Origin of the sequence: Rhodococcoides kyotonense, assembly GCF_900188125.1 — a bacterium.
Lineage (GTDB): Bacteria > Actinomycetota > Actinomycetes > Mycobacteriales > Mycobacteriaceae > Rhodococcoides > Rhodococcoides kyotonense.
Map to the genome: position 1 here is coordinate 107,531 of NZ_FZOW01000007.1, position 15,933 is coordinate 123,463.

Genomic DNA, 15,933 nt, shown 5'->3' on the forward strand with positions numbered 1-15,933 from the left:
CTATAGATAAACACTCACGATGTCGACGAGGCTTTCGATGCCGACGAGATCCGAGGCGTTGCGCGTCAGTAGTCGTGCGCCATGCGCATGTGCAGTGGCTGCGATCATCAGGTCGAAGGCTCGCGCCTGGGGTCGACGACCGCTCGCACGCACGGCCGCTGCAAGCTGACCGTAGCTTCGCGACACTGTGTCGTCGACAACCAGAGGCTCGAAGGCTCGCTCGACAGCTACGAGTCTTTGGAGCCGAAGCGCGCGCTGCTCCGGCGTTGCAGCAACCAGGACACCGAAGTGCAACTCCGCAAGTGTGATTGCGCTGATCGCCAGTTCCCCCTCGATCTCGTCGATCGAATCCCCGATGACCACGCTCGTATCGAGAATCGACTTCATCGCTCCCACGGATCCTGAACGTCGTCGTCGACGCCATGGAGGTCGTCGGACAGGGTCGGGTCGGAGGCCGACTCGAAGACGTCGGCGATATCGCTGAAGCTCTGCCATTGTTTCCGGGCGGTGGGCCCCAAGACCGCGCTCGGACGCCCCGCGACAGTGATCAGCAGGGTTTCACCTGCCTCGGCACGCTTCACGTAGTCCGACGCGTGCTGTCGTAGTTCCTTCAGACCGATCGTGTCCATACGACACGGTAGCACCTGTGCTACATAAGCGACGGAACTTTTCCGCAAGCCAAGGCGCATACACAAGTCAAGAAAGGGCTACCTCGACCCGCCACAATGCGCGGCCGCCCGCGCAGACCCCTCGATCGGGTTGTCGTAGGTAACCACCAGCAGCACGGCCGCTGGGTCCGAGATCGAGCGCAGCCGGTGCGGCGTGTTGGCGTCGAAGTACACGCTGTCACCGGACTCGAGAACCGTGACCCGACCGGGAATCTCGAACTCCGCAGTGCCCGAGTGCACGAAAACGAACTCCTCCCCCGGGTGGTCCATGAACCTGCGACCCTTGGACGCCGAAGGGTGAACAACGAAAGGCTGCATCGCTTTACCGACCTGCGAAGGCGCGATCGGAGAGTAGCCCGGCGCAGCATCGGACAGCCGAGAAATTGTCATCGACCCGCTGTCGACTTCATCCGAAAACAGTTGGCCCACATCGGCATCGAGTGCAGACGCAATCTTGAGTGCCACGGAGATCGAGGGTGTACTGACCCCTCTTTCGACTTTGGACAGATAGCTCTTGGTCAACCCCGTGCGCTCTGCCAGATCGTCGAGCGTCAAACCTGCCCCACGCCGGTGAGTTCGTAGAAATGCCGCGGCCATCGCCATCCTTCTGTCGATACTTGGTGTCCCCACACTACTTCTTGCGCTTCTGCGACCCAATATGACACAGTGTGTCCTGTAGGTGACCGAGTGTCATTGCGAGGAGGAACAGATGGCGGACACGATGCACGCAAGCAAGCACGAACTCATGGCCGAAGCCGAGAGACAGATGAACACCGAGGTCACTCCAGGCGACTGGACCCCGCGGCAGAAGATTGCGCTGACCTGCAGAGCCCTGTTCGACGCGGGCCATGACTCCGGTCTCGCCGGTCAGATCTCGACCCGAGCCGAAGAGCCGGGGACCTTTATCACCCAGCGCTTGGGCCTGGGGTTCGACGAGATCACCGAGGACAACCTCCTGGTCGTCGACGAAGACCTCAACGTCCTCGATGGTGAGGGAATGGCCAATCCCGCCAACAGGTTTCACAGCTGGATCTATCGCGCCCGACCCGATGTCAACTGCATCGTCCATACTCATCCCCTGTACGCCACGGCGTTGTCGATGCTCGAGATCCCGCTCGTGGTGTCGCAGATGGATATCGCTCCGCTGTACGACGACTGCGCGTTTCTTGCCGACTGGCCCGGCGTACCTGTGGGTAACGAAGAGGGCGAGATCATCTCGGCCGCACTCGGAGACAAGCGGGCAATCCTGCTGGCGCATCATGGCCAACTCGTCGTCGGAAATACCATCGAGGAAGCGTGTTCGCTCGGCCATCTGATCGAGCGCGCCGCACGACTGCAGTTGCTCGCTATGTCGGCCGGTGTGATAGCGCCGTTGCCACCACGTCTGGCGAAAGAAGCCCACGATTGGACCCTGCGGCCCCGTCGTAGCGAAGCCAATTTTGCGTACTACGCCCGAAAGGCATTGCGTAACCATCCCGACGCCATTTCCGGCGCTCGGTGACCACTCCCAGGAAACGAGACATCGACATGACAGACATTCGCGGAATCGTCGCGTACCCGATCACCCCATTCGACCGCGAGACCGGAGCGTTCGATCCGAAGCCGTTGCACAGCCTGCTCGACTCCATGATCACGAGCGGTGTCGACGCGATCGCGCCCCTCGGGAGTACCGGCGAAAGTGCGTATCTCTCCGATACGGAGTGGGAGGCCGTTGCACGCGAAACAGTGGCCTACGTGGACCGTCGGGTTCCAACGGTCGTCGGCGTGTCCGACCTGACCACTGGCGGAGCGCTGAAGCGAGCCCGCATCGCCGCCGAAGCAGGCGCTGATGCGGTGATGATTCTGCCCACGTCGTACTGGCATCTCGACGAGCGTGAGATCCGTGAACACGTCACCACCGTTGCCGACTCCATCGGCATTCCGACAATGATCTACAACAACCCCGCAACCACCGGGATCGACATGACGCCGGAGTTTCTCGTCGAACTCGTCTCCGCTGTCGAGGGCATCACGATGATCAAGGAGTCGACAGGCGATATCACGCGCATGAATCGCATTCGTGAACTCGGTGGTGGAGAAATTCCGTTCTTCAACGGCAGCAATCCTTTGGCCGCCAAAGCATTCGAGGCAGGCGCGAGCGGTTGGTGCACGGCCGCGCCCTGTCTCGCCGCCGAACAGGTCGTCGAGTTCTGGCGACGCCTGCGGTTGGGCGAGTCCGATTCTGCTGCAATGCTTTTTCAGCAGATCGAGCCGCTGCTGAATGCGATCGTCAGTCGAGGGCTGCCGTCTACGGTCAAGGACGGGTTGCAGCTTCTCGGAATCGACGCCGGTGTCCCCCGTCGCCCATTACTTCCTCTCGACGACGCAACCCGAGCTACCCTGTCCGACGCCCTCGAGCTCGCACGTCCCTAGCAGCACCCTGCGTCGACGCATGTCGATTTGCGTGGCTGGAGCGTCAGTCCCGCACCGACCGGTCCGGCTCACCCCGGAACCTGGAGACGGGCCCGTCGATACGGAGTTTCTTCCACAAGTATCTCGATACCCGGTTCATCATCCCGAGTTCCGAGGCAAGCATGCGCACATCGCCGAAGTACGACTGCAGCTGATCGCTGCCGACCGGACCGTCCCAGTACGCCTCCTTGACGACTGCGCGCGGAATACCCAAGTCCGACGCCAATTTTCGCGGAGGTGCCATGATCACCCCGGCGAGCCATCGCATGATCACAGGCGTCGACACGGCAACGAGCCACTTGGTGAACCGACTCTGATTCGGATAGTGCTGACGCAGAAAGTGATGCGCGAACGAGATGTGCCGCGCTTCCTCTGCGATGTGAATCTCCATGGTGCGCAACATCGCCGGCGGAACTTCGTCGCCCTGACGGATGACTTCCTTCTGCCAGTGATCGATCGGTTCCTCACCGGCGAGGATGCCCACGAAAAAGATCAGCGGCAACGACGCACCGAGCATGCCAATGTACGGCGACGCCAGCCGAAAGTCCTTCCGCATCCCTGGGACGTCGGCACCGGAACGGTTCACCAACTCCTGAAACATCTGAATGTGGTTGCACTCCTCGGTGATTTCGTGGAGGCAGTAGCGGAATTCGAGCGAGTTGTTCGGCATCGCCACGATGAACTGCATCATTCCGCGAATGAGGATGCTCTCGAACGCGGCGCCGACTTTGACCGCGTTGATCTGAATGTGGTGACCCACCTCGATCTGCCGAGCGCGCGGCAGGTTTCGATACCACCCGGTCCCGCCGAGCGGGTGGTACTCCGGCAGAACCCACCTCGGATCGTCCGACGTCATCTGAAACTCGTCGCTGTCCCAGTCGATGTCCAGGTAGGGGTCGAAATTGCGACGCACCGACCCCTCGGACAGCACGTCCAACATCTCCCGATAGGCCTCGACGGGAAGCCGATTCTTCGAGGGAGTAACTGTAACCATGTCGCCGTGCACCTCGTCCCGGTTGTGCGTTTACCGTGCTCACAGGCGATCGATCGCAAAACAAGCACGCTTGCTGGTAACTGAGGTTACACACACATCAGGCAGCTGCGCTACCCGTGCGTGCGTAGTTGGCCTCCAGACAAACTACGCACGCACGGGCGCCGCAGGCGCATTTATCCGGTGACGCCGGTCAGCTCGTTCGGCGTCTGCGCCAGCTCGGCCGAGACCGTTACCGCACCGGTCGACAGATCCACGGCGTGGATCTCGTTGGTTGCCGGCTCGGAGACGTACGCAGTCCCGTCCTGGACGAACAGAGCCGGACGCGGCTCCTGCCACTTGATCGGCTCTTCCCACGCGGCGACGACCGGAATCGTCTGCGTGACGGCCTTCGTGTTCACGTCGATGACGTGCAGCGCGCCGTCGGTTCCGAGGACGATCGCCTCCCCTGCCGGTCCACGTCCGAGCGAGCGGAATGTGTAACTGGTGCCGAGATCCACGAGTGTCAGCTCGCCGGACACCGTGTCGGTGAGGGACACACGCGTCGGGCGCTCGAGTTCCGCGTCGGGATCGACCTTGTAGTCGCCGAGCAGCACCGGCGAGCTTTCGTCGCCCGCCTGGTTGCCGATCCGGCCGTATGCGTCGGGACTCTGCACCTTGGTGATCGCGCCGTCACGGTAGATCAGCAGACCGTCCTCGCAGCCGACGACCACGGTCTCGTTCGCGGCAACGGCTTCACCGTGGACGCCCGGGCATTCTTCGTTGCGCACGATCTCCTTGCGGTCCGCGTCCAGCACGACGATGCCGGTGCGCTCGTCTTCGTTGCCGATCGTGGTCAGTAGCGAGCCGTTCGAAAGCTCCACGGCGACACCATGATGCGCTTCCGGCGTCGTGTAGCGCTCCGCTTCCGGCTTGCCACCGTCGAGCAGCGCCGCGGAGTCGAAGACGTCGACGTTGCCGGTGCCGTCGTCGAACAGCACGGTCTTGCCGTCGTGGCGCACGACGTGGCCAGGCGTGGTCGCATCGAACTTGACGTCGGTCAATACGGGCGTCGACGTGAAGTGCTCCGATCCCTCGCTCCACGTTCCCGCGTCCAAGGCAGTGAAAGCGCCCGATCCACTGACGAACACATGGCGTCCGTCACCGGCTGGATTGAGCCGGGTGAAGCCGTCGATACCGGTGATGTCGTCGACGGTCTCGAGTGTCGCCGCGTCGAGAATCAGGACGCCGCCGTCGTAGCTGGTGGCGATGCGAGGCGTCGCCGAGGAGTTCGTCTGCGCTGCAGGAGATTCAGCTGATGCATCAGCTGTCGTTTCGGAGGAGCAGGCGGCCAGGAGGGCCACCGAAGTACCCAGCGCGACGGCTGCGCCAAGTGTGCGAGATGAGCGAATTGTCTTCATGGCATCAGAAGTACAGGGCTTCGTAAACGCATGTCAAAGGGTGTAGTGCATACAAATGCATGTGTCACAACAGGTTTGGCGCTCCGCACCTGTGCGCGCAAAGTTGGTCTCCAGACAAACTTTGCACGCACGGGCGCGCTAGCGCACTAACCCTTCGGCGATCGCCGTCGAATTGAAGTCCATCATGTCCAGATATGTCGGCGCCTCGGAGTTCTCGTCACCCAAGGATTCCGTGAACAGCTTCACGACGCTTATCTCGACACCGGCTTCCGACGCCATCACCTGTGCCAATCGGTCGGGTTGCGACGAGTCGACGAAGATCGTGGGGACCCCCGCATCCCGCACTGTCCCTGCGAGTTCCGACAGATCCGATGCGCTCGGCGACGCCAATGTCGTACCACTGGGAATCACTGCCCCGATCACCTCGAAACTGTAGCGATCGGCGAGGTAGCCGAACACATGATGATTCGTCACCAGCTTGCGGTTCTGGATCGGTGCGAATCGGTCCGACATCCGCGCATCCAAGTCCGCGAGCTCGGCGTCGTACTCCGCCACTGCCGCATCGACATTCACACCCAGCGCCGTCGATACGGCATCCCCGATCAAGCCGACAGCCGTCCGCATTCGCTGCGGATCGGTCCAGATGTGCGGGTCCTCGGCCCCGCTCGACTGTCCCGTCACGTACTGCACCGGGTCCACCCCTGGCCCGACTTCGAGAATGTCGATCCCCTCCGACCGTGCCGCGTCGATCGTCTTCGCGACACCTTCTTCGAGCCCGAGGCCGTTCACGATCATCAGCTCCGCAGACTCGACTTTCGCCGCCTCTGCAGCTGATATCTCGAACGAATGCGGATCCGAGTTCGGCGGCATCAACACCAGCACGTCGGCCTGGTCCCCCACGATATTCGACGTGATATCGCCCAGAATGTTCGTGGTCACCACAACAGTCGGCTTGCCCGACGCCTCGGCATCGCTACAGCCTGCGAGCACAGCCAACAGTGGAAGCGCCAGTAGCATCAGTCTTTTCATGCGCCGACCACACCGATCGAACCCGGCGTGTAGTCCAGATCGAATGTGCGCGCAATGCGCCCGCCGTCGCGATAGTCGATTTCGACGACGGCATTCGCCGCGGGGTCGGACACGTAAGCGCGCGTTCCGGCGACAACCAGGGACGGTTCGTCATTATCTCCGACGGGTCCCGCGAGCACCGGCGTCGACGACAGTTCCGCGCCTGTCACTGCGTCGAACGTCCGGAACGTCCCGTCCTGCTGCAGCGACAACGCGGTCTTGCCATCGCTCGAAATCCCCGACGCCACAGCCTCATCCGCGGTGCGCGCATCGACCCACTCCCCCGACTTCGTATCGAGCACCAACACGCCGCTCTCGGTCGGAGCGGCAACAAGCGAACCTCGGGAACCGTGCTCCAACGACCATGCGCGGTCGGCGTTCGCCGGATACGGGAACTTCGTCGTCGTGAAGTCAGCTGCGGCATCGACTTTCAGCACCCCGTCGCCGCACGCAACGACGAAGTAGTTCGAGAACACTGCCTCTCCATGCATGTCGGGGCACATGCCGTCGAGTGCACGAATCGTGTCTCCGTTTCCGCCGCGCAGCTCGAGACCGTTCGGCAAGTCTTCTTCCGTGCCACCGGTCGACACGACGAAGTGGTCCGACAGCGGAACCGCAATGCCGTGCTGCGGGCTACTTTTCAGACTTGTTGCAATGGTCGACTCGCCCTTGCTCAGCGAATCGAAGTCGACGACGTCGGCCGTCCCGGTGCCGTCGAAGAACACCGCGACCTTGCGGTCACCGGCGATGACGTGCGCGGGCTCGACGCCGTCGAGCTGACCGATCTCGACCGGATCCTTGACGTACGAGTGCGAGTGGTCGCCGTGTTCGATGCTCCACGATCCCGGATCGAGCACCGTCGCGCGCCGACCATCGGTTGCGACGACGTATCGGCCGTTGATCGTCGTGAGGCTTGCTGCGGAACCTACATCGTAGGAATGGACCCGATCCTCGGCGGCCAGGTCGAGCACCTCGATCCTCCCGGAGTCCGCGTCGGCGATCACGAGTCGGGGTTCGGCCCCCTCGACCTCCGTCGATCCGGCCTCCGCGGCCAGGTCACTTCCTGCGCGCGCGGTGCCGGTCTCCTCGGTGGCCTCTTTGGCCGGCTCGCCACTACTGCACCCAGCTACCGCCAGCGCCACGACGCCGACAGCCAACACCAATTTCCGCACGACAACGAACTCCTGAATCAGACATGATAACGATTGTCGTTACAGTAAACCATGGGTAATACACCGGAGCGAGGGCGGCATTCAGTCACTCAGAGTGACCGAATGTGACATTCGCTCACCCGGGGACCCACCCAGCCCCCACCCGACGCCCGACGGCCGACCCCACCCCCGCGACCACGAAGAACTGGAGAACCGCCAACCCGGCGATGGTGGCGCCCGCAGCTGTGTTCGCGTGCCACGACACCAGCAGCCCTGTGACCACAGCCGACCACCCGAACAGCGTGGCGAGCACCATCGACGGCACGATCGAACGCCCGAACAGGTAGGCCGTCGCCGAGGGCGCGACCAGAAGCCCGAACACCAGCAACGTCCCGACTATCCGGAACGACGCCACCACCGCCAGCACCACCAGCGCCAACAGCACTACATGCGCAAGCCGAGGCCGGAAGCCGAACGTCTGCGCCTTCCGTTCGTCGAACACCAGCGCGACGAACGGCCGGTACGCGACGACGGACACCACCAGCGCCACCACTGCTGCAACCGCAAGAAACACCAGGTCCGCATACGTCGCCGACAGCACGTCACCGAAGAGGAACGACGTCAGATCCACCGCGAACGACCGCGCACGCGAGACGATCACGACCCCCAGCGCCAGCATGCCGACGAACAGCAATCCGATCCCGGTGTCCTCGGACAGCCGAGAGTTCCGCGACACCCACGCCACTCCCCCGATCATGACGACCGCACTGATGGCAGCGCCGATCAAGAGGTTCGCGCTCATCAAGTACGCGATCGCGACGCCGGGCAACATCCCGTGCGATACCGCATCGCTCAGAAATGCCATGCCGCGCAACACGACCCACGTTCCTACCAAGGCGCACAGAATCGACACGAGCATGCCAGCCCACAGGGCGCGCTGCACGAACGAGACAGCGAAAGGGTCGAGTAGCCAGTCCACGACCGAGAACCATATGCGACAATGGTTGTCATGAACGAATCGGTGTCCGTACGCGACCTGTCCGTCCGGTACGGCAACACCACCGCACTGGCGGGCGTCAGCGCCACCTTCCGGCCCGGCACCGTCACCGCACTCGTCGGACACAACGGCTCGGGCAAATCGACTCTGCTGCAATCACTTGCGGGCATCGTCAAGCCCACCGCGGGAACCGTCGAGACTCGCCGCATGCAGGTCACCTACGTCCCCCAGCGCTCCGACGTCAACGATCGCATGGCCATCACCGTCGGCGAGGTTGTTTCCATGGGAACTTGGCCGCGCCGCGGCATCCTCGGTCGCGCGAGCAGAAAAGACAGACAAGCGGTCGACGACGCCATCGCGCGCCTGAGGCTCACCGAGCTCCGGTCACGCAGGCTGTCGGCGTTGTCCGGCGGGCAGCGTCAGCGCGCTCTTCTCGCGCAGGCACTCGTCGAGCACGGCGGTCTCGTCCTCCTCGACGAACCGACGACCGGCCTCGACGCGGAAGCCCGCGAGATCATCAACAGTGTGGTCGACGACGAGGCTGCGCGCGGGGCCGTCGTCGTCATGGCGACTCACGACTCCGACGACGCCCAACGGGCCGATGCGGCGATCACTCTTGCACGAGGAGAGATACTTTCGGTGCGGTAGCCCGCGCTTCGACGCTTTCGATGGCCGCGACGAGTGTCTCGACGGTCACGACCGCGGCCGTGTTGCGAATGTGCGGCGCCGACATCGCCGCCACCGCCAGCTCGCGAATCTCGTCGGCCGACGCGTCGGGCATACCCATGTCAGCAAGTGACGTCGGGAGATGCACTGCGGTCAACAAATCCGTCACGTCCCGAACCACGTCCTCGTGATGATTCTCCAGCGCGAGCTGAACGAGCAGCCCGTACGCGACGTGGTACCCGTGCAGCATCGACTTGGTACCACGCCCAGCCATGAGACCCCTGGTCATACAGTGCGCGATGGAAAGTCCGCCGTTCTCGTACCCGATGCCCGATGACAGCACTACGGCCTCCACCACCGATTCGACCGCTGGGCTCAGTTCACCGTTCTCGACGGATTTCACGGCATCGACCGCGTGTCGGGCGAGAACGTCGTAGCACCCAGCCGCGACGATTCCACCGATGTCGAACGGCCGTGTTCCCTGCATGGTTACGCCAGTTCCAAGTCGGCATCCCTCGGCTTCGAATTTCTTGGCCAGTGCGTCGCCGATGCCGGAGATCAGGAACTGCACGGGAGCCCGAGAGATCAACTCAGTGTCGACGACGACGCAACTCGGATTGAAATCCAGGTGCTCCACCTCGCACAGCACGTGATTGTCGTTGTAGATGGCCAGGATTCGAGCCGTGGGGCCGTCGTTCGACGCGATGGTCGGGCAGGTGACCATCGCGGCGCCCAGATCGATGGCGATACCTTTGGCAAGGTCGAGCGCCTTTCCTCCACCGATTCCCACCACCACGTCATGCGTGCGATCTCGCACTCGCGCAGCATGTTCGGCGATGTTCGCTCGGGTCACATCGCCGGAACACGAAAGAACCTCGTACTCGAGGTCGGACGATGCGAATGACCCGGTGACCTCGGAACCGAGGGTACTGAGCACGAACTCGTCCACTACCACCAGCGGACGATGTCCGTGTTCGGCAACCACCCTCGCCAAGCTACCGATCACACCCGGACCTTGGATGTACCGACGAGGTGCGCCGAATTGCCGGTATTCTGCCGTCACGAGAAGGCCCAGTTGCCGGTCACAACGGCGTCGGTGATCGCGTCCTGATCCAGTCCGAAGACCTTCTCGTTGTATGCCTGTGAGCCGCATGGGTGGAACCTGTCGTGCAATCCGATGCGGGTAACGGGCACCGATAGTCCACGATCGTGGACTACCTCGACGACAGCCGTTCCCAATCCACCCGAACGCAATCCGTTTTCGACGACAATGACACGCCCGACCGACGAGGCGACATCCACAATTGCCTCCTCGTCCAACGGCTTGATCGTCGGCACGTGCAACACCGCGGCCGAAATGCCTAGGTCACGAGCGGTATCCGACGCCTTCATCGCTCGTTCCGTCATGAACCCGGTGCTGATGACCGCGACATCCGTTCCTTCGCGAACCAGCCGCGCCTTGCCGACGACGAACTCGAAGTCGGTCTCGTCGAACACGACTGGCACCTTGCCACGGAGGTTTCGAATGTAGAACGTGCCCGGGGTTGCTGCCGCAGCACGCACTGCGTGTCGAAGCTCGACGGCGTCGCACGGGTCGATGACCGTCAAGTCCGGAACACTGCGCATCACGACGAGGTCCTCCAGCGACTGATGAGTGGCCCCGTACGGATTGACCAGTCCCGGTGACCCCGCAACGATCTTGACGTTCGCCTTGCTGTGAGCGCAGGCAATCGCAATGAAGTCCAGTGCTCGCCTCGACAGAAACGCAGCGTACGTCGCGCAGAAGGCGGTCTTACCCACCTTCGCGAGTCCGGCGGCCATCATCACCGCACTCTGTTCTGCGACACCGGCATTGAAATACCGCTCTGGGTACGCGTTCATGAAGGGCACGATGTCGGAGTACTTGGACATGTCGGCGCTGAGGCCCACGATCGACGAATCGGTTTCGGCCAATCTCACCAGCTCGTTGCCGAACGGGGCAGACTCGTACGGCCCCTTGACCTCGGCGATCTCGCCCATACCTCCGGCACGGTTCAGCAGTTCAGGCATGGTTGTTCTCCAATTCTTCGATGAGCGAGGCCCATTCACCAGGTTCGACGCGTACGAAGTGCGCCCGTTCGCGAGCCACCAGCGTCGGCACTCCGTGACCGGGTGTGGTCCGCGCGATGATCGCTTTCGGTCTGTCGGTCACGGATTCGAGCCGGTCGAACGCGGCGCACAATGCATCGACGTCGTTGCCGTCCACTTCTTCCACGGCCCACCCGAACGATGCCCACTTGTCGGCGATCGACTCCATGTCCAACACCATCGGACCGTCCGCCTGAATACCGTTGCAGTCGACCACCGCGGTGAGGTTTCCGCACCGAAAGCTCGACGCGGACATCGCGGCTTCCCACGTGGAGCCCTCCTGGAGTTCACCGTCGGACAGTTCGACGATTACCTTGGACTCGCGTCCGTCCAGCCGCAGCCCCAGCGCCATCCCGACACCCTGGCCGAGGCCATGACCCAGCGATCCGCCGGTGATCTCGACGCCGGGCGTCTCGTCGAACGTGCTCATCGGTAAGTCGCTGCCATTGAGTCCGTATGTCGCGATGTCGTCCTCGTCGAGAATTCCCAACTCGGCCAGCACTGCATAGAGGGCGACGGAGTAGTGCCCAGTCGAGAGGACGAAACGGTCGCGGTCGACCCAATCGGGATCGGCCGGGTCGAACCGTAGCTGACGGAAGTAGACGACAGCCAGAACGTCGGCGATGCCGAGGCCCTGCGCGATGTATCCCTCGCCCTTGTCGGCTGCCATGTGCATCATTCGCCGCCGTAAAGCAAAGCTAGTGCGCCGCAATATCTCCGGCGAGTCGGTCGTCGTAAGTACGGACATATCAGTGAACCTCACTCTTGTAACTGTCATCGGCATGAAAAGTTCCGTCGATGGTGATTCCGCCGTCCACCTCGAGCACCACGCCGGTCACGAACGACGCATCGGCAGACACCAGAAAGGAGATCGCCGACGCCACCTCCTCGGGCCGGCCGAAGCGCATCAACGGCGTGCGCATCAGAATCCGGTCGCGGTCGAGCGTGCCGCTGACAATGCCCGACTGCATCATTCCGGTGTCCATGTATCCGGGGGCTACGGCGTTGACACGGATGCCTCGTCTGCCCCATTCCGCCGCGAGAGTCCGCGTCATCCCGACCACACCGGTCTTCGCCGTGCTGTATGCCAACCGGTGTGGCAGTCCGAACGTCGACCCTACCGACGCAAGGTTGACGATGGCCGGCGACGATGACTTCACCAATTGCCCGAAAGCCGCCCTACTGCAGCGCATTGCGCCGCCGAGATGAACCGAAAGCTCCCGTTCCCAACGGCCGGACTCGGTGTCCTCGGCGTTGGATCGCGAGATGATTCCCGCATTGTTGACCAGCACGTCGAGACCACCGGTCACGGAGTCGACGAGTTCCAGACACTCCTCGACCGAGGCGTCGTCCGTGACGTCGACGGTCGCCGCAGTCGCGGTGATCCCCTCCGCCGTGAGCTTGTCGACGGCGTCCCCGGCAAGCCCCGGAACGATATCTGCGACCACGACATGAAACCCGTCTTCTCCCAATCTCTTCGCCGTCGACAGCCCAAGTCCCTGCGCTCCTCCGGTGATCAGTGCTGTGCGTGTCATGAGGAACTCCTGTCGTCTGTGGTGTCGATCAGAAGCGATCGATCGTGGGCTTGCCGGACACCGATGTCGTGCAACTCGCGATCCGATTTGTCGCTCAGCGGTTCCCATTTGATGATCACGCACGCCAGCAGTCCGACGAGTGGCGCAGCCATCAGGATCAACAGTGTCGTCGGGGTACCGAATGCTTCACGCATGACAGGGAAGCAGAACAGTCCGACGACGCCCGCCGCGCTGCGCGAGATGGTAACCAACTGTGATCCTCTGGCGCGTAGTTCACTTCGGTATGCCAGCGGTCCCATGGTCAGACCCGCGGTGCCGGGTGCAGCCGCGTGGCAGAAGATGAAGAACGACGGCACGAGGAATCCGGCCAACAGCGGCATGTCCGACCACGTCGCGAGTACGAAGATGGCCAACGCCACGCCTGCGAATCCCCATGCCGAGCTGATACGCACACCGAACCTGCGGGCGAAATAGACGGCGAGCACACCGCCGACGATGCCGAACAGGTTGAACACCACCGATCCGGTGATCGCCATCGCGAATCCGGATCCGAACAGGTCCATCGAGATGATCGGCAGGTAGAACCCGATGGCGAAATACTGCAGCGCTTCGGTGAACCCGACGATGTTCGCGAGCACGGTGCGCGGCCGATATTCTCTGGCCCACAGCGCCGCCCACTTCACCTTGATTGCCGGTGCCGGCATTACTTCGGCCATCCGAGCGTGGTCGACGGTGACCTCGCGGCCGAGTATCCGGGTCAGTGACCGAGCGGCGCCATCGAGATCGCCACGTGCGGCCAGCCATTTCGGGCTCTCTGGCATGAACCAGATCCGGGCGAGCAGCAGAACGAATGCGATGGCACCTGCAACGGCGAGGCTCCATCGCCAGACGTCCAGTCCTGCACCCAACTCGTAAGCGGCGAGAGTCACAAGTAGGGCGAGGCTCGTCGAGACGTACCACTGTGCCTGCGAGAAACTCAGCCAACTTCGCTTGTTCTTGGGAAGCAGTTCTGCCAGATAAGCGAGAGCGATCCCGAGGTCGATGCCGTACGCGATTCCGCCGATCAGCCTGCCACTCAGCAACATTCCGTAGGACTGCGCCGACATCATCGTCAGCGCACCGACGACGGCCAACGCCTTTGCGATGACAAGAAAGCGCACGCGGCCGATCCGATCGCCCAGCTTGGCGCATGTCAGGGCCGCGAGAACACTTGCACTGTAGCCGACTGCACTGAGCGTCCCGACGTCATTCCCGCTCAATCCGAGCTGTTCGCTGATGGCGCTCATACCACCGCTGAGTGCTCCGGTGTAGAACGCTTCGAACCCCAACCCCGCCAAAGCGAGACAGAGAATGATCCAGTGCATCTTGCCCTTGACGCCACCCTCGTCGATGATGCGTTCGACGTCCTCAGTCGAGCAGATGACCGTAGCCACCTGCTGGCCGGTGATCGGCTGTGCACTCATGCGGACTGCCCTTCGAGCGGCTTACCGATCTTGGCGTCGGCTTCCAGCGCGACGGCGTCGCCCGCGTCGAACGGTTCCCACATGATCGCGCGACAGATGGCGGCACCGACGAGTGGGACGATCGCGAAGATCGTGATGGTGGTGGACAACCCGTAGGCGTCGACCATGTTCGGGAAAGCGTAGAGACCGACGATGCCTCCGAGACTCTGTGACACCGTGGCGATTTGACCACCCCGGCCGCGGAGATTGCTCGGGTATGCCATCGCTGCCATCGTCAGTCCCGATACGCCGGGGCCAGCGGAGTGGAAGAAGATGAACATGGCGGGCACCAGGAACATCAGGACCGTCGGCAGCGAGTCGAAAAAGATTCCGAGCACGAGGATCATGGCGGCCACTGCCAGAAATCCGTACATGGCCGCGCCGTGCGCCCCGAGTTTGCGTGCCACCCAGATGGACGCAATGCCACCGATGATGCCGAAGACGTTGAACACGACGGACCCGAAGATGGCTTCACCGAATCCGCCTCCGAACAGCGTCAGCGCGATGACCGGGAGGTAGAAGGCGACTGCGTAGTACTGGAGGGCCTGCATGGCGGTGACACCGTTCGCCAGGATCGTCCGCTTACGGTACGTCTTGCTGAACAAATCCGACCACTTGCCGGTGTCCGGTCGGTCCACGTCGGGCGCAAGCACTCCCGAGGCGGGGAACACCGGCTGGATCTCGTACACCTGGTTCAGGGATTTCTCCAGGCGACCGAGGTCGTTCTTCTCGGCAAGCCAGCGTGGGCTCTCGGGCATGAAGAACATCTGCCCCACCGTGACAATGACTGCGAATACCGCGGCGGCGGCCAATGACCATCGCCAGATGTTCAACCCCAGATCGAAGTTGTAGAGGCCCAGAACAACCAGCAGCGCGAACGAGCTCGAGATGTACCACTGGGCCTGCCAGAAGTTGAGCAGGTGGCGTCGTAGCTTCGGTAGGAATTCCGCCAGGTATGCCATGGCCACGCCGAGGTCGATGCCGTACGCGGCGCCGGCCAAGCAGCGGCCGAGGACCAAGATCAGAAAGTCCGGCGCCGCTGCCATGATGATCAACGCGATGACGGCGACAATCTTCGCTGCCACCATCAATTTGACGCGACCGAACCGGTCTGCCAGGAAGCCGCAGGTCAATGCTGCGATCAGTGTCGCGATGTAACCGTAGGAGCTGACCAGGCCCACTTCGTTGGCGCTGAGGCCGAGCTGTTCGGTCATGGGGCTGGTACCGGCACTGAGGACCGCGAGATAGAAGGCCTCGAACGCGATACCGCCCAGGCCCAGGATCAGGAGGAGTTTGTGGCGGCGAGTTCGAATGTCTTCGAGGTCGATCAGATCGTTGATGTCCCGAACCGAATTGATCGTCAAAGATCGCATATCG

General features: G+C 62.6%; 17 protein-coding genes. 3 read left to right on the forward strand and 14 right to left on the reverse strand.

The genetic code is table 11. The features are described from left to right. The 3 genes from CHB96_RS13430 to CHB96_RS13440 all read right to left on the reverse strand — a co-directional run bounded on the left by CHB96_RS13430 (nucleotide 1) and on the right by CHB96_RS13440 (nucleotide 1,271). On the reverse strand, nucleotides 1-387 hold the full coding sequence (locus tag CHB96_RS13430) for a type II toxin-antitoxin system VapC family toxin (protein ID WP_089246951.1): 387 nt from the start codon (nucleotides 385-387) through the stop codon (nucleotides 1-3). Continuing rightward, nucleotides 384-629 carry a type II toxin-antitoxin system Phd/YefM family antitoxin gene (locus CHB96_RS13435; protein WP_089246953.1) on the reverse strand — a complete coding sequence of 82 codons (246 nt, stop codon included), beginning with the start codon at nucleotides 627-629 and terminating at the stop codon, nucleotides 384-386. Before CHB96_RS13435 ends, CHB96_RS13430 begins: the two co-directional genes overlap by 4 nt. A 78-nt stretch (nucleotides 630-707) precedes the next feature. Beyond that, nucleotides 708-1,271, reverse strand: a complete 564-nt coding sequence (locus CHB96_RS13440) for a helix-turn-helix domain-containing protein (RefSeq protein ID WP_089246955.1) — start codon at nucleotides 1,269-1,271, stop codon at nucleotides 708-710. Nucleotides 1,272-1,377: 106 nt separating this feature from the next. Here CHB96_RS13440 and CHB96_RS13445 point away from each other — a divergent pair, with 106 nt between their 5' ends. Continuing rightward, complete coding sequence (locus CHB96_RS13445) at nucleotides 1,378-2,169, forward strand: aldolase (RefSeq protein ID WP_089246957.1); 792 nt, start codon at nucleotides 1,378-1,380, stop codon at nucleotides 2,167-2,169. Between the two features lie 26 nt (nucleotides 2,170-2,195). Beyond that, nucleotides 2,196-3,080 carry a dihydrodipicolinate synthase family protein gene (locus CHB96_RS13450; protein ID WP_089246959.1) on the forward strand — a complete coding sequence of 295 codons (885 nt, stop codon included), beginning with the start codon at nucleotides 2,196-2,198 and terminating at the stop codon, nucleotides 3,078-3,080. Nucleotides 3,081-3,123: 43 nt separating this feature from the next. On the opposite strand, the gene CHB96_RS13455 is transcribed toward CHB96_RS13450, so the two are convergent. The 5 genes from CHB96_RS13455 to aztB form a co-directional block, all read right to left on the reverse strand. After that, nucleotides 3,124-4,113, reverse strand: a complete 990-nt coding sequence (locus CHB96_RS13455) for an AurF N-oxygenase family protein (RefSeq protein ID WP_217899950.1) — start codon at nucleotides 4,111-4,113, stop codon at nucleotides 3,124-3,126. Nucleotides 4,114-4,286: 173 nt separating this feature from the next. Next, a complete protein-coding gene (aztD, locus tag CHB96_RS13460) occupies nucleotides 4,287-5,510 on the reverse strand; it encodes a zinc metallochaperone AztD (protein WP_089246963.1) in 1,224 nt (407 codons plus the stop codon). A 138-nt stretch (nucleotides 5,511-5,648) separates the two neighbouring features. Further along, nucleotides 5,649-6,539, reverse strand: a complete 891-nt coding sequence (locus tag CHB96_RS13465) for a metal ABC transporter substrate-binding protein (protein WP_089246965.1) — start codon at nucleotides 6,537-6,539, stop codon at nucleotides 5,649-5,651. Continuing rightward, nucleotides 6,536-7,750 (reverse strand): hypothetical protein, encoded by a 1,215-nt coding sequence (locus CHB96_RS13470; RefSeq protein WP_245865629.1) that lies wholly within the window; start codon nucleotides 7,748-7,750, stop codon nucleotides 6,536-6,538. Before CHB96_RS13470 ends, CHB96_RS13465 begins: the two co-directional genes overlap by 4 nt. Nucleotides 7,751-7,865: 115 nt before the next feature. Next, complete coding sequence (gene aztB, locus CHB96_RS13475; RefSeq protein ID WP_089246967.1) at nucleotides 7,866-8,708, reverse strand: zinc ABC transporter permease AztB; 843 nt, start codon at nucleotides 8,706-8,708, stop codon at nucleotides 7,866-7,868. Between the two features lie 21 nt (nucleotides 8,709-8,729). Here aztB and aztA point away from each other — a divergent pair, with 21 nt between their 5' ends. Then, nucleotides 8,730-9,374 (forward strand): zinc ABC transporter ATP-binding protein AztA, encoded by a 645-nt coding sequence (aztA, locus tag CHB96_RS13480; RefSeq protein ID WP_089246969.1) that lies wholly within the window; start codon nucleotides 8,730-8,732, stop codon nucleotides 9,372-9,374. Here aztA and CHB96_RS13485 read toward each other — a convergent pair. Genes CHB96_RS13485 through CHB96_RS13510 form a run of 6 tightly spaced genes read right to left on the reverse strand, consistent with a single transcriptional unit; the run spans nucleotide 9,337 to nucleotide 15,929 of the window. Then, nucleotides 9,337-10,455 carry a glycerol dehydrogenase gene (locus tag CHB96_RS13485; protein ID WP_245865633.1) on the reverse strand — a complete coding sequence of 373 codons (1,119 nt, stop codon included), beginning with the start codon at nucleotides 10,453-10,455 and terminating at the stop codon, nucleotides 9,337-9,339. The two genes, aztA and CHB96_RS13485, sit on opposite strands and share 38 nt — an antisense overlap. After that, a complete protein-coding gene (locus tag CHB96_RS13490; protein WP_089246973.1) occupies nucleotides 10,452-11,441 on the reverse strand; it encodes a transketolase family protein in 990 nt (329 codons plus the stop codon). Before CHB96_RS13490 ends, CHB96_RS13485 begins: the two co-directional genes overlap by 4 nt. Beyond that, a complete protein-coding gene (locus CHB96_RS13495; protein WP_089247318.1) occupies nucleotides 11,434-12,297 on the reverse strand; it encodes a transketolase in 864 nt (287 codons plus the stop codon). Before CHB96_RS13495 ends, CHB96_RS13490 begins: the two co-directional genes overlap by 8 nt. Next, on the reverse strand, nucleotides 12,269-13,054 hold the full coding sequence (locus tag CHB96_RS13500) for an SDR family NAD(P)-dependent oxidoreductase (protein ID WP_089246975.1): 786 nt from the start codon (nucleotides 13,052-13,054) through the stop codon (nucleotides 12,269-12,271). Before CHB96_RS13500 ends, CHB96_RS13495 begins: the two co-directional genes overlap by 29 nt. Then, complete coding sequence (locus tag CHB96_RS13505; RefSeq protein WP_089246977.1) at nucleotides 13,051-14,517, reverse strand: MFS transporter; 1,467 nt, start codon at nucleotides 14,515-14,517, stop codon at nucleotides 13,051-13,053. The genes CHB96_RS13500 and CHB96_RS13505 overlap by 4 nt, the downstream gene beginning before the upstream one ends. Next, nucleotides 14,514-15,929, reverse strand: a complete 1,416-nt coding sequence (locus CHB96_RS13510) for an MFS transporter (protein WP_089246979.1) — start codon at nucleotides 15,927-15,929, stop codon at nucleotides 14,514-14,516. Before CHB96_RS13510 ends, CHB96_RS13505 begins: the two co-directional genes overlap by 4 nt. Nucleotides 15,930-15,933 lie beyond the last annotated feature (4 nt).

Excerpts from the sequence above, each read along its gene's own strand:
- CHB96_RS13430 (WP_089246951.1), bottom strand. The coding sequence starts at position 387 with ATGAAGTCGATTCTCGATACGAGCGTGGTCATCGGGGATTCGATCGAC.
- CHB96_RS13435 (WP_089246953.1), bottom strand. The coding sequence starts at position 629 with ATGGACACGATCGGTCTGAAGGAACTACGACAGCACGCGTCGGACTAC.
- CHB96_RS13440 (WP_089246955.1), bottom strand. The coding sequence starts at position 1,271 with ATGGCGATGGCCGCGGCATTTCTACGAACTCACCGGCGTGGGGCAGGT.
- CHB96_RS13445 (WP_089246957.1), top strand. The coding sequence starts at position 1,378 with ATGGCGGACACGATGCACGCAAGCAAGCACGAACTCATGGCCGAAGCC.
- CHB96_RS13450 (WP_089246959.1), top strand. The coding sequence starts at position 2,196 with ATGACAGACATTCGCGGAATCGTCGCGTACCCGATCACCCCATTCGAC.
- CHB96_RS13455 (WP_217899950.1), bottom strand. The coding sequence starts at position 4,113 with ATGGTTACAGTTACTCCCTCGAAGAATCGGCTTCCCGTCGAGGCCTAT.
- aztD (WP_089246963.1), bottom strand. The coding sequence starts at position 5,510 with ATGAAGACAATTCGCTCATCTCGCACACTTGGCGCAGCCGTCGCGCTG.
- CHB96_RS13465 (WP_089246965.1), bottom strand. The coding sequence starts at position 6,539 with ATGAAAAGACTGATGCTACTGGCGCTTCCACTGTTGGCTGTGCTCGCA.
- aztA (WP_089246969.1), top strand. The coding sequence starts at position 8,730 with ATGGTTGTCATGAACGAATCGGTGTCCGTACGCGACCTGTCCGTCCGG.
- CHB96_RS13490 (WP_089246973.1), bottom strand. The coding sequence starts at position 11,441 with ATGCCTGAACTGCTGAACCGTGCCGGAGGTATGGGCGAGATCGCCGAG.
- CHB96_RS13495 (WP_089247318.1), bottom strand. The coding sequence starts at position 12,297 with ATGACAGTTACAAGAGTGAGGTTCACTGATATGTCCGTACTTACGACG.
- CHB96_RS13500 (WP_089246975.1), bottom strand. The coding sequence starts at position 13,054 with ATGACACGCACAGCACTGATCACCGGAGGAGCGCAGGGACTTGGGCTG.
- CHB96_RS13505 (WP_089246977.1), bottom strand. The coding sequence starts at position 14,517 with ATGAGTGCACAGCCGATCACCGGCCAGCAGGTGGCTACGGTCATCTGC.
- CHB96_RS13510 (WP_089246979.1), bottom strand. The coding sequence starts at position 15,929 with ATGCGATCTTTGACGATCAATTCGGTTCGGGACATCAACGATCTGATC.